Here is a 23,143-nt window from a genome sequence, read left to right on the forward strand (position 1 = left end):
CCCGAAATATGACACATGCGATGCACAGACTGTCAGGTTATGTCTTTTCAGGTTTATTGATGATTTTATTGTTTTCGGCTTCCTGCGCCAACCGCACCCCATCCGAACCACAAGCCGTAGCCTCTGAGATTGTGGACCTCTGGGACAATGGCCAGGCGCGCAAGGTGTGGCTTTATGCCAATGTGGACGGGGTGCGCACTGTGGTTAAAGAAATCCAGTATCATCCTAACGGTGTGAAAAGCATGGAAGGCCCGCTGAAAGACGGACTTCGTCATGGCGAATGGAAATCGTGGTACGAAGACGGCAACCTCTGGAGTGTGGGATCGTTTGTGAACGGACTGCGCCACGGGAAAGGCATCGTGTATCACCCCAACGGGAAAAAATTTATCGAAGGCGCTTACCTGAATGGTGAACGGGTGGGCAAATGGTATTGGTGGGACGAAGAGGGACGCAGCATCACCGAACTGGAAGCCCTGAAAATCGCCCCTGAGCTGGTGGAATAATCCGGACTGACAGGGAACCTAAATTGTATGCAGAAAAGAAAAAAAGCGGGAAGATGATCTCCCGCTTTTTTAGCACATTGCTATACGTATCTTGTTATCTTACAATGAATTTCACCGGTGCAAGTGCTTGTGGTGTTTCGATGCGGAGCAGGTAAACTCCGGCATTCACCTGAAGTGGCAGTTCAATTTTATTGGCACCGTTGGCTTTGGTTTCCAGTACTATCCGGCCGGCGGCATCGAGCACCTTCAGTCGGGCGGAGCTCAGCGCTTCGGGCAGGAAGACCTGCAGTTTACCACCTTCATAGCTTACCCTGGGCGTGTTGGCGTTGATGGCCGTCACACCTACAGCGCCCCAGTCTTCGATGCTGATGTCGTCCACAAACACCCCATATCCCTGAGGGGTATGCGCATGCCAGGCCAAATAACCCATTCCACTCTGATCAGGAATGATCAGCGTTTCGGCCCATTGCCATCCGGCAGCACCGTCGAAACCGCTCAGGCTGATTAATGGCTGAACAAATGAAGCCGTATCGGTCCCAGAACCCCAGTAAACTGTCAACTGCTCTGTGGTGCCCGGCATAAATGCCCTGTAAGCAAACCTGAGCAGATATTCCTTACCTGCCTCGAGCACCAGGGGTTTCGAGATGAGCCAGTGGTCAAACTGGGTCAGATTCAGACCAGTGGTGTTGTAACATCCCACGGATCGGCTGCCCTGGTTGCTGATCAGCGAAGTAGTCAGCCATTTGGCGGCACCCTGCGACAACTGTTGCCAGCCTTCCGGAATAGACGATACCGGAACCTGCTCAAAATCCATCACATAAGGGAAGCTCGAGATGGCCTCCACGGTGTTGAACGACCAAATGATATCGCACTCGTCGTTGATGCCGAAGTCGTTGATGGGTTTCACCTGAAGATAATAGGTCGAGCTATGTTCGAGCTGAACTTCGATGCTGTTTCCTTCAACCAGCATACCGTTCAGGATGTTGGATGGAGTTTGCAGCCCTTCGCCATCGGTGCCAAAGAACACCATGTAGGAAGTAGCAAAAGGCGCAAGTTGCCAGCTGACCGTGAGGTTGAGCAAGTTGTTCTGGCTGCCTTGCTCCGGGCTCATCAGACCGGGAGAGCAGAACGGAACGCCCTGGTATTCGTTGATGCCACTTACGATGAGCGAGAAATTCTGCGCATTTTGCAATGTTCCCTGGTGATCCACCACAATGGTGTAGGTGCCGGCCACAGGATTGGGGATAAAAACCATTTCCACATTGTCCACATTGTTTTTGCCATCGGTGGTGGCGGCAGCCTGGGGGTTATCAGGGTTAAGGCTATAGGGATAGTATTCTGTAAGGTCCGGCCCGATCACCTTAAGGTCGAGGTTGTGCACAAGCATGGGCGTGCGCGGGTTGAGCTGTGGCGGCAGCACGGTGCCCGGAGGATCAATCCAGGCGATGGTCACGCGCAAGGGTTCATTGCCGGAAGCCTGGATGTCGCGGGTGTACACGACTCCGTCTTCAAGTTCAATCTCATCAATCACATTTTGCAATACATCGTCCTGGGCAATGAGTTCAGCAGCGGCCTTTGCATTGAGCAATCCCCAGCCAAAACGGTAATCCGGTCCGGGAGTTGTGCCTGCTTCGTCAGCAGTGTGAATGACCAGGCCACGCAAGGTGCTCGAACGCATAGATTGCCCGCCATGGGTTTGCTGATAAAGCTGCTGCAGAAGCGCCATTGTTCCGGCAGCATTGGGCGAAGCCATGCTGGTGCCACTCTTGGTGGAATAATGCGTGTTGGAGTTGGAGCCGGCAGAATAGGTGCTCACCCCTTTGGCCACAAGGTCAGGCTTGATGCGCCCATCGTCGGTGGGGCCGTAGCTGCTGAAACTGCTCATCACCACCGAAGCCGGCGAAGTGTAGTTGTTCACCTGATTGACAGCGCCAATGGCCATGGCGTTTTTGGCTGTGCCTCCATCGCCGATACAATCGTAACCCAAGGCGCCTCCGTCAACAGGGGGCAAACCACCGGTTCCGGCGTTTGCCGGTCCCTGGCCGCGGTCGTTGCCAGCTGATTTAACTATCAGATAATAAGGCGCGTTGTTGGAAATGATGTCCCAATCGCGCGAGCGGTTCCCATAAAAACCGAAGCGCCAGTCTTCCTGATTCGATATGGTGGAGTCGCCATACCAGGTCCAAACCCCGTTGTTGCTGTGCCATCCGGTGATGTACCCATAGCTGTGGTTGGAAAGCTCGAGGCCCTGTGCTGCAAGGTTGGCCATCTCAGATTCTGCATTGTTCCAGTCGTTGGCTTTCAGGGTGGCTTTGTAGGCCATGCCTTTGGCATTGGCCACCACTCCACCTCCTACCAATGTGCCGGCCACATGGGTGGCATGGTCGCTGAGCGAGGTAGCACCATCCGTCTGGGTTACGCGTTGCACACCTGTATTGTTGAACTCCTGGTGGGTGCGGCGCACTGCACCTCCATCCCATTCGCCCAGCTTGTCGTATCCTTCTCCGGAAAGTTCCAACCCGGTCGAGCCACCTTCCCACAAGTCAAAAGCACGTGTGGTGATTGCTGCCCCCACATTGTCGGTGGTTTGATAAACAGGCCTGCCGTTCACTACGTCGATCATCTGAACCACAGTGCCATCATTTTTAAATTCTATGATGGCTACATTGTGACGCTGCGCATAGGCTTCTACCCGCTTGCGGGCATCGCGGTATTCCCTTTCCTTTTGGGCGGCAAAATCATGCAAGGCCCTTTGGTTGGTGCCTTGCGACCATGCCACGTCAAACACCACAAAGATCAGGCAAGTAAGAAAAATTGATAGCAGTTTAATTTTCATCAATAAATATTATTGGTATGGCGCCAAATATAACCGTTTTTCTGAATTATTGTTTTTTGAAAACAGACAAAGGAGAAAATAAAAAAGCCCGGCAGCGTGCTGCAGGGCTCTGATTATCTATATGATAGCTTTTAAACAACTGCTATCTCGCGGTTGATAGCCACTTTGGCTTCCTCTTTCTTTGGCAGGCTAATGCGCAAGATGCCATCGGTGTAGTCGGCACGAATCTGGTCGAGGTTGATAGTTTTGGGCAGTTGGAAGCTGCGCTCGAACGAACCAAACCAGAACTCGCGACGGGTGTACCTTTCGTTCTTTTCTTCATTATTCTGGTTCACTTCGGCAGCAATGGTGAGCAGCTGGTTGTCGAGCTTCACCCGGAAATCTTCCTTTTTCAGGCCGGGTGCAGCCACTTCGAGCACAAATCCGTCCTCCTTCTCAATCACATTTACAGCCGGACGGGCAAGATAGGTTTCCGGACCACGGAAGAAATTCCTGTCGAGATCTTCCATAATCTCATTCAACATGCTGATCGGGTGCTGATTGAATCGAATGATGTTCATGACTTTATCCTCCTTTAATTTGTTGTTGACTTTGTTGATTTGCCTCTCATCGGTCAAATCATGTGCCATGGGCACAAGGATGGGTTTTTCAGTCATTTTGGCAGTTATGATAAGCGGATGAACGTCATTTTGTCTGGGTGATAAGAATTTTTTTAAAGTATCTTAACACCAAAGGGCTGATTTTGGGGCCATTCGGCCGGGACTGGCTGAGGAGAATAGCCTTATTTTTGTTGGGTAAATGACTGATTTCATTGGATAATCCGCAGCATATTTTCAGGCCTGGACGCATTTTGCTGCCAGTAGTTTTTGGGCTTGCAGCCACTGCCTGGTTGCTTTCGCGGAATATTGACCGCGACACCCTGGGCTTTTTCGAATGGACCTGGGCTGCGGCCGGCGGATTGTTGATGGCCCTGGCCATGATGGGCGTGCGCGATGTAGCCTATATGTACCGCATCAGGGTGCTCACCGGCAAAACCCTGAGCTGGCGCCAGTCGTTTCAGGTGATTATGTTGTGGGAATTCAGCTCTGCCGTTTCACCCTCAGTGGTCGGCGGCACTGGTCCGGCCATCTGGTTTTTGTATAAGGAAGGGCTCAACACAGGAAAGAGCACAGCCGTTGTGCTAACCTCCATTTTTCTGGACGAGGTGTTTTTTGTGCTGATGGTTCCGTTGATGTATCTGTTTTTTGGTCACATGGTATTGCCAGCCGAGCTTTCTGAAGCTTTTTCGGGGAGTATCCGGATTGCCCTGCTGCTCGGTTACGGGCTGATTCTGGCCTACACAATCATCCTCACCTACACCCTTTTCATCAATCCATACTTCTTCAAGTGGATGCTCTCGTATATCTTCCTGCTGCCCCTGCTCAGGCGGTGGCGGATGCGAATGCGCAAGCTTGCCAACCAGCTCATTATCACATCCAACGAACTTCGTGGCCAGAAACCAGGCTACTGGGCAAAGGCTTTTATAGCCACTGCCCTGTCGTGGACCGGGAGGTACTGGGTCACAAACTTTATTTTCATGGCGTTCTTTTTCAGTCACTTAGGGCTGAAAGAACATTTTCTGATCTATGCCCGCCAGCTCACCATGTGGATTATCCTGCTGGTGAGTCCCACGCCCGGAGGCAGCGGCATCTCGGAGATTGTGTTCGGAGAGTTTCTGGCCGATATGCTTCCCAATGCCGCATGGGTCATTCCCCTGGCAGTACTGTGGCGTCTGATCAGTTATTATCCCTATCTGATCATGGGCGCACTGGTGCTCCCCAATTGGATCAACAGGGTGTTTCAGAAACCGGTGTACAGGAAGATTGAGTAGCAGAAACCGGAGGCATGTTGACCGGATGAAGTAACATCACCGGTGAACAGATCCGGATTAAACAGACTGATTACCAGACACCTTGGTTCTATCCGCAATGGAAATACTGGCTGACGAGCTTTAAGATTTTCTCCTCGTCGTTGCCCAACTCCTCCCGCAGATTCCGGTCGTTGAACGACTGCAGATGCTTCACCACGTAGGTGAGAATATTCTCGGGGAATACCCCGTGTTGCATGTAGATGGCTTTATCGCGAAGCAGGGCTTCGGCCGATTCAACGCACGAGGCAGGAAGTTTTTCGAGCTGAGCTGTCTTGTGTTTGTGTTCGTCGTGGAAGATATTGATATCCACATAAGTTTTTTCGGCAAACTCAAGCGCATCGGGCGAAGTGAGGCCATGGCGGGCGGCCACGGTGAGGCCTGCCATAAGCAGGTAAATATCGGCCGATCCGTCGGGTGCGCGAAACTCCACAGTTTGCTTGTCGTTGAAATCGACTTCAAGTGGTTTCTCGAGCGGATTGGCATCCGAAATCATGTCGTGTTCATTGGTCCAGCCAAGCGGCACACGCACCAGTACCGAACGGTTGCGATCGCCCCAGCATATGTTGGTTGGAGCTTCCTGATGGGGAACCAAACGGAGATAGGAAGTGGGATTGGTGTTGCCGAAAGCAGTGAGCGAGGCGGCCAGTTTCAGATAACCGGCAATGGCTTTGCGGGCTGTTTCGCTCAGGCTACCCTGGTGCATCATGGCGCTGCGGCCATCCTTCATGATGCGGGTATGCACATGCAACCCGCTGCCGGCGCGGCCCGCCACAATCTTGGGTGCAAAAGTAAGGGTGACCCCATATTGCCAGGCCAGCGTACGCATGATCCACTTGGCAATCACAAGCTGATCGGCGGCATCTTCCACATTCACAGGCAAAAACTCGATCTCGTTTTGCTCATATACCTTGCCCCCAAGTGAGAAATTGCCCACTTCGGAATGCCCGTATTTGATCTGACCACCACTTTGGGCAATCAGTCGCATGGCATGGCGCCTGAAATTGCCAAACTTGTTGTACGGAGATGACTCGTGATAACCACGCTGATTTACAGCCGGATAGAGTGGAGTCTCATCAGATATGATGTAGTACTCGAGTTCGCCCATGGTTTCGAAACTGAAACCTGTTTGCGCTTTCATGAGCCTGTGGGCCTTGCGCAGGATATACTCCGGTGAATCTTCAAGGGGATTGCCATGCCTGTCGTAGAAACCACACAAAATATCTATGGTGGGCACATCGGCAAAGGGATTGACAAAAGCCGTGCGATATTTCGGAATCACATACAGATCGCTTGAGCCTGCTTCCACAAAAGGAAACAAACTGGAGCCGTCCACGCGCTCTCCTGTGGCCAGGATGCTGTCGAGGTGCTCCCGGCTGTTGATGATAAAATTCAACGTCTTGAGCCTGCCATCCCAAGCCACATACCTGAAGTTGATCATGGCAACATCGTGATCTTCGATATACCTTATCAGGTCGGCCCGGGTGAAATCGGACGAGGGCTTGTTCAGGTATTGTACCAGCGGATTGGGATTCATGGCAGTGTTCATGATTGTTAATCTTTTAACATTGGCTTAAAATGGCCACAAAATTAGGGAAAAGCCCGAAGCGGAATCATACTGGGAATGTCCTGGCTATTTATATTTATAACGAGTAAAAACAACCAAAGCACATCAGATTGCCCTTTGCTGCCACAAGGCCGCAGCAACAATTCACATTCAACTTAATAACAGATGATTACATTAACAACATCAACCTTTCGGCGGACTTTGGTTTCGCAGTGCGGCAAACCAGGCATCTAAAAGTTGCGAAGCAGCCACATAGGCGCTGAGCTGTTGGTGGCGTACCTGCTGTTCCAATTCGGACATCTGAGCCTGGATGAGGGGCTGTTCGTAGAATGTCCGTTGCAGGGTTTCGTTCACAGCGTCGTGCATGGTTTGCACCAGCTGGCTGTTGCGTTTATGTTGGAAATAACCGTTGGTTTTGGTGGTTTGCAGGAATTGTTCCACCATTTTCCAAACTTCGGGGATGTTGAAGCCGGTGAGCGCCGAGCAGGTTAGTACGCGTGTGGGCACACCAGAAGCCGGGGGCGGAAAAAGGTGGAGGGCGTTTTCGCATTCTGCGCGCGCACGCTCTGCTCGTGGCACGTTGTCGCCGTCGGCTTTGTTCACCACAATGCCATCGGCCATTTCCATGATGCCGCGCTTGATGCCCTGAAGTTCGTCGCCCGCGCCCCCGATGAGGATGAGCAAGAAAAAATCGACCATCGAGTGCACAGCGGTCTCCGACTGGCCCACGCCAACAGTTTCGACGAACACGGTGTCGAAGCCGGCTGCCTCGCAAAGCACAATGGTTTCGCGGGTTTTGCGCGCCACACCACCCAGGGTGCCGGCCGAGGCCGATGGCCTGATGTAGGCATTGGGATGGGTGGTTAGCTGCTCCATACGGGTTTTGTCGCCCAGTATGCTCCCTCTGGAAATCTGGCTGCTCGGATCGATGGCAAGCACAGCCAGCTTATGCCCGTTGCCCACAAGATGCATCCCCAGGGCTTCGATGAAGGTACTTTTGCCTGCACCAGGTACCCCAGTAATGCCAATTCGCACTGCTTTGCTGCTGTGCGGCAAACAAGCCTGTATGATCTGCTGTGCCAGCTGCTGGTGCGCCGGCAAACTACTCTCGACCAGGGTGATGGCCTGGCTCAGCAGTACCCGGTCGCCACGCAAAATACCATCCACATAAGCTTCGGCATCAAGCAGCGTTTTGCGCCGGTTGGCCAGATTCGACAGGGCAGCACGGTTTACTGAAGCTGGCTGCTCCACGCCATCGTTCACTTTAAGCGCCATGGTCTGATCTTCGGGCCTTTGCTTTTTCATGGTATTGCAAAGGTACAAATATCCGGATGGCCCGGGCTACCGGTTTTGACCACTACAAAAGCTTAAAATAATTTGACAGCAAACGATAATCTTTTCTTAACTTTGCACCCCGATTTCTACTCTCTGTAGCTCAGTTGGTAGAGCAGCTGACTCTTAATCAGCGGGTCCCAGGTTCGAGTCCTGGCAGGGAGACCAAAAAGCTGTAAGCCAATGGTTTGCAGCTTTTCTTTTTCCTGACTTCCGCAAATTAACACCCTATATCAAAGATTTGGGCCAGTTTCATTTGCTCTTCGGTCAGCAGTAGGATTTTCTTGATTTTTTCTTTTTGTTTTGGGGTGGTAATTTCGATTTCGTAAATGCTTTGTGCGATTTCAATTACTTTTTCTGCTGAGAGATCTGAACATTTCTCTTTTAACTGTCTTTCAAGCTCTTTGAAAACTTTATATGCCACAAAATTCAGGCAGATGTGTGCTTCAATCCTTCTTTGCTTATAGTGGAAGATTGGTCTGATTTTCAGATCTGTTTTAGCAATTCTGAAAGCACGCTCAATTAGCCACAGTTGGTTGTAGTTTTCAAGTATTTCCTCTTTGGGCAGGGGTAGAATTGGTCAAGTATCCCTTTAAGCCATCCCATCTTTGGTCTTGCTGTATCTTTTGCTGATCAATGCGAACTTGAACTTGCCCATCTATTTCCAGGAATTTGTTGTAGCCTCGATTGTTGATAGCTGCTTTTGTAAGCCTGCCTGTCTTGATTGCTTTTTCTAATCGTTTAAGCCCCTTTTCCCGGTTGTATTTATCTTTTTCTGCTCTTTGATGGGAGTAGTTGACTAAAAGCCTGAACCCTTCTTTCTCAATGACTATTGTGTCACCATCATTAAAAGTATGGCTGCAGATCTTTTCTTTTATCCACTGAGCTTCATTTTTGATCCTTGCTCCTAAAATAAAATCATGTCCGTTGACTGTAAGCTCTTCAATGTTAGATTGCGACAGCAAACCTGAATCAGCTACAACAGTCAGTTTTTCGATGTTATACTTTTGCTTGAACCCATTGATAACGGGTAACATGGTATGCCCTTCGAATTTTTTTCCATCAAAAACATCGTAAGCCAAAGGATAGCCTCCTTGACTGACAAGCAGCCCTAAAACAATTTGTGGATTTTGATGCCTTCCTTCTTTCGAAAATCCCGTGCGCCGAAAATCATCTTCACCGTCGGTCTCAAAATAAATCGTCGTTACATCATAAAAACACCACTTGAACCCTTTGGGCAAGTATACGCATCGTGTGCTTATAGCTGATTTGCTGAACAAGCTCCTTCTGAGTGTTATAAAGCTTGTCCATGTATCGATAAATATTGTCCTCCGAAATGGATTTCTGGGCATACCGGTAAAGGTATTCTGTTGTCTTTAATTTACTCCTGGGATAAACCAACCTGTACAAAACCAAGTATTTAAACAACGGATCAATGACCTGATTAAAACCAATCTCATCAAATATCTTTCCCAGAATCAGATCGATACCAACAAGCTTGTGGGATGTGATAGCGTCGAGCAGACCCGCATAAACGGCTCTCTCCTGGTCAAAGTCAAACTCCGCTAACGACTGATACTCTTTAATCCATTGTTGAGCCCGTCTTACCAGAGCCTCTAAAGCATCCTCATCAGTGGCAGCCCCAAAACTCTTCCTAACTTTATACTTGCGGTTAAGCTTCTCAACTACTTGTACATAGATCCTGCCGCTTTTATGCTTTAGCTTCCTGACAAACACCCGCAAATATCATAACAAAAACCAAATTAACACCCAAAATTCCAAACACCCAATTTTTAAAACACAGACATACAACAACTTACAATGCAAAATTCAAAAATTCAAAAAAGTCTGCGGAAGTCAGGAGGGAGACCAAAAAGCTGTAAGCCAATGGTTTGCAGCTTTTCTTTTTCATACAAACTCAATCCGGTTCAAAATCCACCGAACCGGCCTTGAACTGCAGAAACACCTTCGCGCCCACACCCAGGCTGAGACGTTCGACCGACTGCCTTGTCACCACGGCCCTAAGTGTGGTACCCCTCACATCGGCGGATACTTCTACGCCCTCCGGCAGGTCGAACAAATCTATTACCACCCCTTCAAACTGATTCACTGCACTGGTTTGCACGGCCTGGGACGAGATCGTGATGGCCCGGGCCGGAATGATGACCTGACCGGTCATGGGTGGGGTGTAGGCCGAGGTCAACCAGAGCGAGAGTTGACCCGATTTAAAGATTTTCAGATTGGAATCGGAGGTGTCGGCGGGAAGGAGTGTTCCGGCGAAATAGTTTCGGATGCCTGCAAATGAAGCCACGAAGGCATTGCGCGGCCGGGAAAAGACCTCTGTGGGGGCGCCTTGCTGGAGCACCCTGCCCTGATGCATCACAACGATATTGATGGCAAGGGCAATGGCTTCGCGGTAATCGTGCGTCACATGGATGATGGTTTGCCCCTTGCGGTGCAATTGCCTGATGAGCGACAGCACATCGGCACGCAGGCTGCTGTCGAGGTTGGCCAGTGGCTCGTCGAGCAAAAGGATGCGAGGCTTTAAAGCGAGTGTACGTGCGATGGCCACACGTTGAGCTTCGCCGCCCGAGAGCTTGTCGGCTTTGCGCTTGAGGAGTTCAGTGCAGTGGGTCAGGCTTGCCAGTTCATGCACCCTGTTTTTGATCTCAGCTCTAGTCAACCCTTTGTTTTTCAGTCCATAAGCAATATTTTCCTCCACACTCATGTGCGGAAAAAGCCATTGTTTCTGAAAAACCATCCCGACGGACCTTTGCGAGGCAGGGGTTTTGGTGATGTCCTGATGATCGAGCACGACCTGGCCCGAATCGGCTTTCTCCAGGCCTGCAATGAGTTCGAGCAACATGGTCTTGCCCGAACCCGAGGGTCCGAGCAGCACCATCAGATCGCCTTCTGCGAGGCTGAGGTGTTCGATGTGCAGGCTGAAATCGCCTGCTTTACGCTTAAGATCAACGATTTCCAACATGCTTGCCGGGACGGGATAAGATATTCAGCAATACAAACACAATCAGACAGATGAGCACAAAGAGTGCGGTAACCGGGCGGGCATAATCGAGTCCGAAGCTGGTGAAACGCTCGTAAATCATCACGGGGGTGGTCATGGGGTGGTAGGCAATGATGACGATGGCGCCAAACTCGCTCATTCCCCTGCCCCACATCATCACCATTCCGCTCAGGATGCTTCGGCCGGCAAGCGGCAGACTGATGGTCCGGAAGATCCTCAGGTTGCCGGCCCCCATGCTTCGGGCCACTTTCTCGTACATTTCGGGCACCATGGCAAATCCGTCGAGGGCGGCATTGAAAAGGTAAGGCAGGCTGACAAACGCCATGGCCATGAAGATGCCAAGAGGATTATTGACGAACGATATCCCGATGGATTCGGCCAGCCGGCCAAATGCGTTTTCGCGCGAGAGCACCCCAAGCAATGCGATACCTGCAGCTGAATGGGGGATAACCACCGGTATGTTGATGACGGCCAGCAACAGCCTGCGAAACGGAAAGTTACGGCGGGCAACCAGCCAGGCAAAAGGCACGGTGAGCAAAGCAAAAAACATTGTCGCCAGCATGGCCAGCAACAGGGTTCGCCCGATGCTCTGCCGCACTTCGTTGTCGCCGGCTGCTTCCACCAGGCCCTCCACTCCCGACGATAGGAGCAAACCTGCCACAGGCGCAATGACAAACACCAGCAGCAATCCACCAAAGAGCGAAAACAGCAAATTGAACAGGTTACGCTCTATTTTCATGGCAGTTCTTTATTAAAAAGAAAATCCGGAAGAGTCTGATCATTAGTCAGATAACTATCATCAAGCGGACGATGTCCGGCCGACTTGAGGATGGCACGCCCTCCGGGGCCGGCAATAAATGCCACAAACTGTTCAGCGAGCAATCGGTTTGGCGCATGGTCTGGTATCGTGAGTCCATAGGTGATGGGCTCGCCTTGCAAGCTGATTTTCTCGCCCGGTTTCCGGCCTCTCACTTCGACCACCGACCTTAGGTATTCCTGGCCATAGGCTGGATCGGAAAGGTTGATTTCTTTTGGCAACTCAACAAACGGCATTTTATGTTGAACTGCTATCGAGCGGTAAAGAAAGGCGTAATCGAGGTGACCGGTTTGAAGCAGGGCAATCAGGTCGGTTTCTTTCGGGCGGACATTTTTCCGGCTCATCTCCAACACTTTATCCGTGAGCCCGGGTTGGTTGTAAAACTTTTCAGCCAGTTGAAGCACAAGCACCGTGCGGTAGCCGCATGGATCGAGATCGGGATCGGAACGCCCAAGCTGCCGGCCGGCTGCCGTAAGCAATTCAAACCAGTTGTGCTGATCCGGCTTATGGTCTGCGCTTACCGGGCGGCTGTAAACAATCACCATCTCGTTGCCGGCAAAAGGCAGGCTCCACTTTGCATGGTAGGGAATGAGCAGCTCGCGGATGAGTTTTTCGTCGGACACTGCCACGATGTCGGCCTTGCGACTGAGCTCGGTGAGCTTGCGGATGGTTTCAAGACTTCCGGCAGCCTCCATCCGAAACCTTACCCCCGGGTGTTGCAATGCAAAACTGTCTGCCAGCATCTTCAAAGGTACGGACAGACTGCCGGCATGCAGGATGGTCAGGACATTTTCCTTAGGCTGTTGATTTCCGGCCGGCTGACAACCGAGGCTGAAAAGTATGGTCAGGGCAATAAATGAGATTGCGCGCTCTGTAGACATGACGGCAAATTTAGGCATTGTAACCCGACCTCTGAAGGGATATCGTCACCTGATGCCCAAGCTTTCTAAATGCACTTCATTATTACTTAATTTTTTGAAACGACTCTTAAAAATTTGAAACACTTTTAATATCAAATAAATATTATTATATTGATATTCAGTATATTAACTTGTATGATTTGATAAACCTATGATTTCCCCTTAGAAGTGCTGGTTTTGCAAAACAAATCCCTACATTATCTTTGGACTGGGATTAACCGGTTAAACAACCCACCTTTACAACCATCGGACAAGCCGAACACCGATTTACAAAGTAGGCCAACAAACTTTCGAATTATGAAGAGAAACCTAACTGTTTTTATGCTTTTCCTGGTGGCATCATTTGCCATCTCATGCACACAGCCACCCAAAAACGAAACACAGCAGACTGCTGTTCAGACAATTACATTCGAGGAAGTCAACGCAGCCCAGCAGGCATGGTGCGACGCTTTGGTAAAAATTGGTGAGCTTTATGAAAATGGAGGCGATTACACAGCCTTTGCCAATCAGGTACTCACCGATGCATATGACTACGACAATGGCAAAGTATTTTTCAAACCCACGCTGGCATACGGGCCAAACACTTTCAGGGTAACCAAGAAGGGCGCTTTGGCTTATTTTGTCGGAAACGACCCCGACTTTCCGGAGGACAAAGGTTTTGCCCTCACACCCTGGGTTAGTGCCCGCTACGACAACATTGGCGAAGGCAACGAAGGCATTCAGATTCATGGCAATATCGCGATCACGCAAGGCAACGTTTACGTAACCGACAAAAACGGAAACGAAGCTATGGTGGACAAAACCTGGGTGTTCAAAAAAGGTGAGGATGGAAAGCTGCGCATCGTAATGCATCATTCTTCACTCCCCTACAAACCCTGATGCGGACAATACTTTAAGGACACAGAAAGACTGCCGGGTGGCGGTCTTTTTTTTTGCAAAAACGCGAAGTTTATTTTCACGCACATTTTGCTTTACATTTGAGCAGTAATTGCGAATCGTTTAAAAAACAAGCTTTATGAAAAGATTTCACATCGAGTTCAGGTGGGCGATCTATTTTGCGATCATGATGTTGGCCTGGATGTTGCTGGAGCGGCTCACCGGCCTTCACGACAAACACATCGCCAGGCATGCGATATTTACCAATTTAATCGCCATACCGGCGATAACAATTTATGTGCTGGCCCTGCTCGATGTAAGAAGGCACAAATACAATGGTCAGATGACCTACAGCCAGGGATTCATCAGCGGGCTGATTATTACTGCTATCGTGACAATCTTTTCACCGCTCTTGCAATACCTTACAAGTGAAGTCATCAGCCCTGAGTATTTTCGCAACATGATTGCTTTTGCGGTATCCGAAGGCAGGATGAGCCAGGAGGAGGCCGACGCATTTTTCAACCTCAGGTCCTATATTGGACAGGTGTTGGTAGGCACACCCGTAATGGGCATTTTTACGACAGCTATTGTCGCAATTTTTACGCGAAAGACCGGAAAAAACCAGTAAATCTCTGTGCCTTAGTAGGCACGTTCGTTCCTGCCCTCAATGTAGTTGATGAAGGAGCGGCAAACCACCTTGTTGCCTCCTGGTGTGGGATAATCGCCGGTAAAATACCAGTCGCCGGTGTGATTGGGCATGGCCTTGTGCAGATTTTCAATGGTCTGAAACACCACCGAAACTTTGGCTTTCACTTTGGGTGAGGTGACCAGCTGGGCAATCTTGGCGCTTATCTGTCGGGCAGTAAACGGCTTATAAATCAGCTTCACGTGGTTTTGCATTTCTTCTTTTGGAAGCTGCATCTGGGCCTTGCATAGCTGGTAAACTTCGTTGATGATTCCCTCTTGTCCGGTTTCTTTGAGCAGTTCGATGGCAGCCCGGAAAGCCACAAAATCGCTGAGCTTGGCCATGTCGATGCCGTAACAGTCGGGGTACCGGATCTGCGGGGCTGAAGAGGCAATGACAATATGCCTGGGTCCGAGTCGGTCGAGGATCCGGATGATGCTGTTGCGCAGGGTAGTTCCGCGCACGATGGAGTCGTCGAGCACGACAAGGGTATCCTGGCCAGGGCGCACTACGCCGTAAGTGACATCGTACACATGGGCTACCAGGTCGTCGCGTTGGTTGTCCTGAGTGATGAAGGTGCGCAGCTTGACGTCTTTTACGGCTATGTCTTCAACCCTGAGCCCATTGGCAAAAATCTCTTCAACGAGCTCTGGAGTGAGGCTGTCGAGCGACCCCAGGATGCGTTCTTTTTTGCGCTGCAGGCTGAGGCGGTTGAGTTCTGTAACCATTCCCCGGAAAGCCACGGAGGCAGTGTTGGGGATATACGAAAACACGGTGTTGTCGAGGTCATTGTCGATCTCCTGCAACACCTGTGGCACCAGCAGCTCGCCCAGTTTGCGTCTTTCCTTGTAGATATCCGCATCCGTACCCCTGGAAAAATAAATACGCTCGAAAGAACATGCCCGCTTTTCTGTAGGCTGTTTGAACATCTGTTCCATCCAGCTGCCATCGCGCTTGATGATGAGCGCATGGCCTGGCTTAAGCTCGCGGATGTCGTTGTGCGACACCTTGAATGCCGTCTGGATGGGAGGACGTTCGCTTGCAGCCACAATCACCTCATCATCCGCATAATAAAATGCGGGGCGGATGCCTGAGGGGTCGCGCATCACAAAAGCATCGCCATGGCCGATCAAACCGGTAATGACATAGCCTCCGTCCCAGTGCTGGCTGCTTTCCTCGAGTATCCAGCGCACATCCATGTGCTTTGCTATCATGGGCGAGATGTCGCGTTTGGCAAAGCCGGCCGAGCGGTATTTCTGGTAGACGCGCTCGTTTTCTTCGTCGAGCCAGTGCCCGATTTTTTCGAGTATGGTTACGGTATCGGATGTTTCGACCGGATATTGGCCAAGCTCGACCAGTTTGTTGAAAAGCTCGTCCACATTGGTCATATTAAAATTGCCGGCGAGCACCAGGGTGCGGGTCATCCAGTTGTTTGGCCGGATGAGGGGATGCAGGTTCTGAATGTTGTTGCCTCCGAAAGTACCATAGCGCAGGTGCCCGAGGAACAATTCGCCCGAAAACGGCACATTGTGTTTCAGCCACTGGATGTCGTTCAGGCGGGCCGGTGTTTTTTCGCGTATCTCCTGCAGCTGATCATACACCTGCTGGAAAATGTCTCTTATCGGGGAAGCCGAATTCGACCGGATGCGATCGATGTACTTATTGCCGGGAGGCAGGTCGAACTTAATACCGGCAATTCCGGCACCATCCTGGCCGCGGTTGTGTTGCTTCTGCATCAGCAGGTGGAGCTTCTGCAAGCCATAGAAAGAAGTGCCGTAGTTGGCCAGGTAGTATTCGAGCGGTTTCAGCAGGCGGATGAGTGCAATGCCACACTCGTGTTTTATCTGATCGCTCATGACTGGGCTGAGGCGAAAGTGATTAGTTTTGTAAAAGAAAGCGCAAAAGTAATGAAAAATCAGGAGCTCATTGTCCGTGAGGCAATAAGGGATGATATTGACGCCATACATCGTTTCCAGCTTGCCATGGCGCTGGAAACCGAAGGACTTCAGTTGGATGCCGACATCCTCAGGCAAGGCATCACAGCAGTTTTCGACCATCCGGAAAAAGGCAGGTATTTTGTGGCATTAACCGGCCATCAGGTTATCGGCTCGCTGATGATCACCTACGAATGGAGCGACTGGCGGTGCCGCACCATTTATTGGTTGCAATCGGTATATGTGCTCCCGGACTATCGAAGGATGGGAGTGTACAGGGCCTTGTATGCGCATGTGCGTGCGCTGGCGGAAGCCGATCCACAGGTAGGCGGCATCCGGCTGTATGTGGACAGCCAGAATCACGATGCCCAGCATGTGTACAGCCGCATGGGCATGAACGGCGAGCATTATCGCGTCTTTGAGTGGATGCGCACCTTCTGAAAAGCTTGCAGGCTTTGGGCAAAGTGCTATTTTTGCCTGAAACCCCGTTATCCCCTGCCCATGGCCAGAAAAACCAAGGTTCCACACACCTATGTGATTGTTTTTTCCATCATCCTGCTTGCGGCCGTGCTCACCTGGATCATCCCGCCAGGAAAATACGTGCCTGTGGATGGCACATTAACATTCAGGTATAAACACGAACTGCCTGACGATGTGGCTTTCAAGAGCCAGCCTCAGACCTGGCAGGTATTTGCCGCACTTTTTAAAGGATTTGTCAAGCAAAGCAACATCATCATCTTCATCCTGATGATCGGAGGGGCTTTCTGGATCATGAACCTGAGCAAAGCCATCGATGTGGGCATCTTTTCGTTTCTCCGCTTTGCCCAACGCCTCGAGCACAATGGCATTGTCCGCCGGCTGGGGGTGAACAACATCATCATGCTGCTCATCATGACCATGTTCAGCATGTTTGGCGCCATCTTCGGCATGAGCGAAGAAACCATTGCCTTTGCCATCATCCTGATTCCGTTGGCCATATCCATGGGCTACGATTCCATCGTAGGCGTCGGGCTGGTGTATGTGGCTGCTCACCTTGGATTTGCCGGCGCAATACTCAATCCGTTTACGATCGGCATTGCTCAGGGACTGGCCGAAATCCCGCTTTTTTCAGGGCTTGAATACCGCCTGGTTTGCTGGGCAATTATCAATGCCGTCGGCTTTTGGTACATCCTGAGGTATGCCGCCAAAATAAAACGCAACCCCACCCTTTCGCCTGTATATGAAGAAGATGCCTATTGGCGCCAGCATCTCGAAATCAATCAGGAAGAAATAAAATATTATACCCCCAAACCGGCCTGGTGGGTGTTTGGCGCCATTCTGGTCGTGCTTGGCGCTTTTGCGTGGATTTATCCCTCGACAAGGCTCAGCATTGGCGAAGCAGGCGCAACCCTGCCGATCATACCGCTTCTTGCACTGATATTTGCTGCAGCCGGTTTCTTTAGCCTCAGGCGCTCCGTACACTATTTCATCCTGCTGCTGCTCACCTACACCATCCTGTTCCTCATTATCGGCGTGATGGGCTACGACTGGTATGTGATGGAAATTGCCACCCTATTCATGGGACTTGGCATTGCCAGCGGCATCGCCATCGGACTGGATGCCAACAATATAGCTACATCATTTCTGGATGGCGTCAGGGATATCCTCTCGGCTGCCATAGTGGTTGGGCTGGCCGGCGGAATTATTGTCATCCTCGAGGATGGCGGGGTGATTGATACCATCCTTTACGGCCTGAGCAAATCGATGGACAATTTTGGACAGATTGCCTCGGTTGGCACCATGTATCTGATACAAACCATCATCAACATTGTGATTCCCTCAGGTTCGGCCAAAGCGGCCATCACCATGCCTATCATGGCACCTTTCAGCGATCTGATCGGCGTTTCGCGCCAGGCCACGGTGATGGCTTTTCAGTTTGGCGACGGCTTTACCAATATGATCACCCCTACGAGCGGAGTACTCATCGCAGTTTTGGGTGTGGCCAGAATACCCTATCAGAAATGGGTAAAATGGGTATGGCCGCTGATCGCGATACTGGTCGTACTTGGATTTCTGTTGCTCATTCCCACAGTGACTATGAGTTTGAAGGGCTTTTGAGGATTTGGTATTGAAAAAATACTTTTTGTTGGTTACATTTACAACGTTTTTAACAACGAAACCATCACACCAAGGCATAACTGCAGTGAACAGAAAGGCCTACCAGTTATTCCTCATGTTTCTGGCGCTGATAATGGCAGGAGAAACAGTTTTCTCTCAGCCCATCCAGCGGATTGATTACCAGCACCATGCGCTTAGGTTTCAGACCTTCAATACCCGGCAGGGCCTTTCGCGCTCATTGGTGCGGCAGATGGTTTTCGACCAGGCCGGATTTTTGTGGGTGGCCACCGAAAACGGCCTGAACCGTTTCGACGGCTACCGGTTCGAAGTATTCCGCAACTATCCTGACGATTCCACCTCACTGCCCGACAACGATGTGCTTTCGGTGCTCAACCTGCCCGATGGCCTGCTCGTAGGCCTCAAACGAGGCAAACTGGCAGTTTTCCACCCGAGGGAAGGTCTGTTCAGCCCCGTCGTTTTTCCGGAAACTACCGGAATGGGTTTTTCCTCTGCCGAGCCTGACTTCATGCTGCGCGATCCGAACGGAAACATCTGGATTGCAAGCACCAACGGTCTGTTTTGCTGGAACCCCAAAACGGGTGATGCCTGGCATTACCACCCTGGCAACAGCGCCCTTAAGACACAGTATATCAAACACATACTCATCGACCGTGCCAACAACATGTGGCTGGCATGTGATGCCGGACTTGCCAGGGTGAACAACTGGCAGCAACCCGAAAAGGCAAGTTTCGAAACATACGATGCTTCACTCTTCCCCAGCCCTTATGCCAAGCGGGTGGTTCAGGACAGCGGAGGGCGCATCTGGGTTGGTCACGATGGCGGCATAAGTCTTTTCGACCCGCTCAACGGCAATGTGCTGCTCAACCTTTCCAGCGAGCCGGACAACCCTTTCAGCCTCGCCAACAATTACATCAAAGACATGAAAACCGGGCCAGACGGACGCATCTGGATTGGCCACGACCTGGGCATTTCCGTTCTCGACGCGACCACCCTGAGTTTTATCAACCACAATGCTGACCCCAACAATGAGTTCAGCATTGTGAACAACTATGTAAAAAGTGTTGTATTTGATAATGAAGGACGCATCTGGGTGGGTACCGACCAGGGCATCAGCATGCACGATCCGATCAAAGAATCGTTTAGCTCGCTCACTTTTCGCTCAGGCCCCAACATCAGGCTGCAAGGCAACCTTATTTACAGCATTTGGGAAGACCACCCCGACCGCATCTGGCTGGCAACCAACAACGGATTGCACCTTTGGAACCCCGAAACAGGGGAAATGCAGGTCTTCAGGCACAACCCCAACGACCCGGGAAGCCTGAAAAGCAACATCATACGATCGGTGATGCGCGACAGCCGGGGCAACCTGTGGGTGGGCACCGACGCCGGCCTCCACAGGCTTACTGAAACTGCTACCGGCATCCGGTTCGAACACTTTGGCGCAGGTGAACCCGACGGAACAAGGCTGAACAACCCATTTGTGGTGACCATGCGCGAAATATCCGACGGTACCCTGTGGATAGGTACATGGGGCGGAGGGGTCAACATCCTTGATCCACTCACCAAACGGTTTTCCTACCTGACCGAAACACCAGATGCCTCGGGCTTGATGCTCAACAACAACAAGATAGCCAATATTTTCGAGAGGCGAAATGGCGAAATCTGGCTGAGAAGCGGCAATATTTACAATCCAGAAAACAAAACCGTAAGGCCCTTCCCCTTCAGTCCCATCCCCGAAAACATCAACTTCTTTTTCGAAGATGCCGCCGGCCGCATGTGGATAGGCACCTCCTCCAACGGCTTGCTTTATTACGATACCACCACAGCCCAGCTAAAACATCCTTTCGAAGACAAAATCTTCTTCGACGGCATCTTCACCTCCATGCTGCAGGACAAGGCAGGAAATCTGTGGGTCAGCATGGATGATAAACTTATCCGTTTCGACAGCAGGCTGTCGGAATACTATGTTTTCGATGAAGCCGAAGGCGTGAAAGCAGGTGAGTTTATCAACGAGTCGGTTTTTGCAGGCAGCATGGGCATGTTTTACTTTGGCGGCAATCAGGGCATCGCCTGGTTTAATCCCGAAAATGTGATTATCAACAGATTGCCTGTTCGCGTGCTGATAACCAGAGTTTTGCTTAATGGAAAACCGATCGGACTGGCAGGTGAGGTTGCATTCGACCCCGACAACCACGTAATCAAACTGCCTTTTGCACACCGTGAGCTGTTGATTCAGTTTACCGGTTTGAACTATACCAACAGCCAGAAGAACCGCTTTGCCTACAAAATTGAGGGTTTGCAGGACGAATGGGTGTATCTGGACGCCGACAACAAACAAATCAAATACCTGCGCCTGCCGCCAGGATCACATAAATTGTTGATCAAAGCTGCCAACAGCAGCGGCATATGGAACACAGAGCCTTTAGTTGTTCAGATTGAGGTTGCAAAAGCCTTCTATCAGCATTGGTGGTTTTGGGTTGCCTCCGGATTGCTATTTCTGCTCATGGGATGGCTTATCCTCTACTGGCGAACCAAAGCCTTGCAATCGCAAAAACGTCTGCTTGAGGAAAAAGTGTACGAACGCACCCAACAGCTTGAAGCTCAGAAAGCTGAGATTGAACTTAAAAACGCCCAGCTCGAAGAAGCCAGCAAAGCCAAATCGGAATTTCTGGCCAATATGAGCCACGAAATCCGCACCCCCCTCAACGGGGTGATAGGTTTCACCGACCTGCTGCTCAAAACCGAGCTTTCCGAATTGCAACGCGAATACCTGAGCATCATCCACCAATCGGGCGAAAATTTGCTCAGCATCATCAACGATATTCTCGACTTTTCGAAAATCGAGGCAGGAAAACTGGAGCTGTATTACGAAAAAACCGACCTGGCCGGATTGGCGAGCCAAACCCTCGATATCATCACCTTCCAGGCACAAAGCAAGGGCCTCGAAGTGCTCCTCAACCTTCATCCCAAGCTTCCACACTTCATCTATACCGACAGCATCAGGCTTAAGCAGGTGATTGTCAATCTTTTGAGCAATGCCGTTAAGTTTACGGAGGAAGGCGAGATAGAACTGAAGATTGAACCTATTGGCCCTGCTGCCGACCAAAAAACCATTATTCGCTTTTTGGTAAGGGATACCGGTATTGGCATTAAGCCGGAAAAAGTTTCACTTATTTTCGAAGCTTTCACACAGGAGGACAGCTCCACCACCAAGCGATTCGGTGGCACAGGGCTGGGCCTGGCCATTTCGAACAAACTGCTCGGGCTTATGGGCAGCCGCCTGCAGGTGATCAGTAAGCCAGGAAAAGGCAGCACCTTTTTCTTCGACCTCGCCCTGCAATGCGAAGATGAACAGGAACCCACACCCGTCGATCTGCTATGGGTCAGAAAAGCCCTTGTGGTGGACGACAACGACAACAACCGGGCCATCCTGTCGAAAATGCTGCTTACGATGGATGTGGAAACCATTGAAGCACGCAGTGCAAATGAGGCATTGAAAATGCTAAACCTGTCAAATGACTATGATGTGATCTTTGTGGACTACCACATGCCTGGCACCGATGGTCTGGAACTGATCGGACAGATCACAAAACTGAAGGATTATAGCCCCGACAGAACAAAGATCATCCTCTGGCACAGCTCGTTCGACAACAATGTACTGGCAGGCAAGGCCGAACAACTTGGGGTGCATCTGCGCATGACCAAGCCTGTGACACAACTAAAGCTGCGCGAAACATTAGCCAAAGCGCGTACAATCAAAACCAAGCCGGTTGCAGCAGCTCCACCCCAGCGCCAGTTTGCCGGCAAGTTTACCATCATGCTTGTGGAAGATAATCCGGTGAACATGCTGTTGGCCAGAACCCTCATCAGGAAACTTCTCCCGCAATCGCACATCATTGAATGCAGCAATGGCCTGGTGGCCCTCAACCTATGCCGCGAAAAACTACCCGACCTGATCTTTATGGACGTACAAATGCCCGAAATGAACGGTCATGAGGCCACACGCCAGATCAGGAAGCTCGAAGGAGGCGACCGCATCCCTATCATTGCCATTACAGCCGGCAACATCAAAGGCGAACGCGAGCGCTGCCTGGAATCGGGTATGAACGACTACCTGACCAAACCCATCGTCGAAGAAACACTTGCCAACGCACTGTCGCAATGGCTCATACCTGCCCGGGAAGCACAGGATGAAAACGTGAATGAAGCAACCCTGATACACCCTGAAGAACCAACTCCACATGGGTTTTCGATCGAAATGCTTAAAAATGACCTGGGTCAGGACGAGAATTTCCTGAAAGAGTTTCTATCCGTGCTTGCCGAGAATCTTCAGGAGTCAGCCCTCAGCATCAGGGCTGCAATTGACGAAAACAATCCAGCCCAGTTCCGGTCGCTGGTGCACAAACTCAAAGGAACTGCCCTCTCGGTCCGTTTGGAACATCTGGCCACCCTTGCAGGCAGTGCCGAAAAAACGGAAGACATCACCACCCCACAGGGCAAAAAACTGGCTGAAACACTTGTAGCCGAACTCGAAGCTGCCAAAACACAGGTAAGTGAGGAACTCAAGCGAATGAATGGCGAAAACAACTGATATGTAGTTCAGTTTTTTCGGAGGATAAAGCTG

15 protein-coding genes, 1 tRNA gene and 1 pseudogene are annotated in these 23,143 nt (G+C 50.8%); 8 read left to right on the forward strand and 9 right to left on the reverse strand.

Annotation, left to right across the window (positions count from 1 at the left end; translation table 11 throughout):
• Positions 1 to 20 precede the first annotated feature (20 nt).
• Entirely contained in the window at positions 21 to 503 is a 483-nt protein-coding gene (locus IPM52_07555) for a hypothetical protein (protein ID MBK9291467.1), read from the forward strand.
• A gap of 94 nt (positions 504 to 597) precedes the next feature.
• On the opposite strand, the gene IPM52_07560 is transcribed toward IPM52_07555, so the two are convergent.
• The gene (locus IPM52_07560; GenBank protein ID MBK9291468.1) at positions 598 to 3,339 is read right to left on the reverse strand and encodes a S8 family serine peptidase; all 2,742 of its coding nucleotides are present in this window, start codon (positions 3,337 to 3,339) and stop codon (positions 598 to 600) included.
• A 131-nt stretch (positions 3,340 to 3,470) separates the two neighbouring features.
• Positions 3,471 to 3,899 (reverse strand): Hsp20/alpha crystallin family protein, encoded by a 429-nt coding sequence (locus IPM52_07565; GenBank protein ID MBK9291469.1) that lies wholly within the window; start codon positions 3,897 to 3,899, stop codon positions 3,471 to 3,473.
• A 251-nt stretch (positions 3,900 to 4,150) separates the two neighbouring features.
• On the opposite strand from IPM52_07565, the gene IPM52_07570 reads away from it, so the two are divergent.
• Positions 4,151 to 5,209 carry a flippase-like domain-containing protein gene (locus IPM52_07570; GenBank protein ID MBK9291470.1) on the forward strand — a complete coding sequence of 353 codons (1,059 nt, stop codon included), beginning with the start codon at positions 4,151 to 4,153 and terminating at the stop codon, positions 5,207 to 5,209.
• Positions 5,210 to 5,297: 88 nt separating this feature from the next.
• Here IPM52_07570 and IPM52_07575 read toward each other — a convergent pair whose 3' ends face one another.
• Positions 5,298 to 6,794 (reverse strand): glutamine synthetase, encoded by a 1,497-nt coding sequence (locus IPM52_07575; GenBank protein ID MBK9291471.1) that lies wholly within the window; start codon positions 6,792 to 6,794, stop codon positions 5,298 to 5,300.
• Between the two features lie 201 nt (positions 6,795 to 6,995).
• Positions 6,996 to 8,117 (reverse strand): methylmalonyl Co-A mutase-associated GTPase MeaB, encoded by a 1,122-nt coding sequence (gene meaB, locus IPM52_07580; GenBank protein MBK9291472.1) that lies wholly within the window; start codon positions 8,115 to 8,117, stop codon positions 6,996 to 6,998.
• A 119-nt stretch (positions 8,118 to 8,236) separates the two neighbouring features.
• Between meaB and IPM52_07585 the strand changes: the two genes are divergently transcribed.
• Positions 8,237 to 8,312: transfer RNA gene (locus IPM52_07585), tRNA-Lys, on the forward strand.
• Positions 8,313 to 8,364: 52 nt separating this feature from the next.
• Here IPM52_07585 and IPM52_07590 read toward each other — a convergent pair.
• From IPM52_07590 to IPM52_07605, 4 genes and pseudogenes are all read right to left on the reverse strand, one after another.
• Positions 8,365 to 9,881: pseudogene (locus IPM52_07590) on the reverse strand (IS1634 family transposase).
• A gap of 181 nt (positions 9,882 to 10,062) precedes the next feature.
• Positions 10,063 to 11,130, reverse strand: coding sequence for an ABC transporter ATP-binding protein (locus IPM52_07595; protein ID MBK9291473.1), 1,068 nt, complete (start codon positions 11,128 to 11,130; stop codon positions 10,063 to 10,065).
• Positions 11,114 to 11,908 (reverse strand): ABC transporter permease, encoded by a 795-nt coding sequence (locus tag IPM52_07600; protein MBK9291474.1) that lies wholly within the window; start codon positions 11,906 to 11,908, stop codon positions 11,114 to 11,116. Before IPM52_07600 ends, IPM52_07595 begins: the two co-directional genes overlap by 17 nt.
• Positions 11,905 to 12,867, reverse strand: a complete 963-nt coding sequence (locus tag IPM52_07605) for a substrate-binding domain-containing protein (protein ID MBK9291475.1) — start codon at positions 12,865 to 12,867, stop codon at positions 11,905 to 11,907. Before IPM52_07605 ends, IPM52_07600 begins: the two co-directional genes overlap by 4 nt.
• 336 nt (positions 12,868 to 13,203) lie before the next feature.
• Here IPM52_07605 and IPM52_07610 point away from each other — a divergent pair, with 336 nt between their 5' ends.
• Positions 13,204 to 13,785, forward strand: a complete 582-nt coding sequence (locus IPM52_07610) for a hypothetical protein (protein MBK9291476.1) — start codon at positions 13,204 to 13,206, stop codon at positions 13,783 to 13,785.
• A gap of 136 nt (positions 13,786 to 13,921) precedes the next feature.
• Positions 13,922 to 14,410, forward strand: a complete 489-nt coding sequence (locus IPM52_07615) for a DUF4199 domain-containing protein (protein MBK9291477.1) — start codon at positions 13,922 to 13,924, stop codon at positions 14,408 to 14,410.
• An 11-nt stretch (positions 14,411 to 14,421) separates the two neighbouring features.
• On the opposite strand, the gene IPM52_07620 is transcribed toward IPM52_07615, so the two are convergent.
• Positions 14,422 to 16,323, reverse strand: a complete 1,902-nt coding sequence (locus IPM52_07620) for a class II glutamine amidotransferase (GenBank protein MBK9291478.1) — start codon at positions 16,321 to 16,323, stop codon at positions 14,422 to 14,424.
• Positions 16,324 to 16,374: 51 nt separating this feature from the next.
• Here IPM52_07620 and IPM52_07625 point away from each other — a divergent pair, with 51 nt between their 5' ends.
• The 3 genes from IPM52_07625 (at position 16,375) to IPM52_07635 (ending at position 23,110) form a co-directional block, all read left to right on the forward strand.
• Positions 16,375 to 16,842 (forward strand): GNAT family N-acetyltransferase, encoded by a 468-nt coding sequence (locus IPM52_07625; protein ID MBK9291479.1) that lies wholly within the window; start codon positions 16,375 to 16,377, stop codon positions 16,840 to 16,842.
• 60 nt (positions 16,843 to 16,902) lie between these two features.
• The gene (locus IPM52_07630) at positions 16,903 to 18,498 is read left to right on the forward strand and encodes a YfcC family protein (GenBank protein ID MBK9291480.1); all 1,596 of its coding nucleotides are present in this window, start codon (positions 16,903 to 16,905) and stop codon (positions 18,496 to 18,498) included.
• A gap of 85 nt (positions 18,499 to 18,583) precedes the next feature.
• Positions 18,584 to 23,110, forward strand: coding sequence for a response regulator (locus tag IPM52_07635; protein ID MBK9291481.1), 4,527 nt, complete (start codon positions 18,584 to 18,586; stop codon positions 23,108 to 23,110).
• The last annotated feature ends 33 nt before the right edge of the window (positions 23,111 to 23,143 follow it).

The sequence above is a fragment of the Bacteroidota bacterium genome (assembly GCA_016715945.1).
GTDB lineage: Bacteria > Bacteroidota > Bacteroidia > Bacteroidales > F082 > JALNZU01.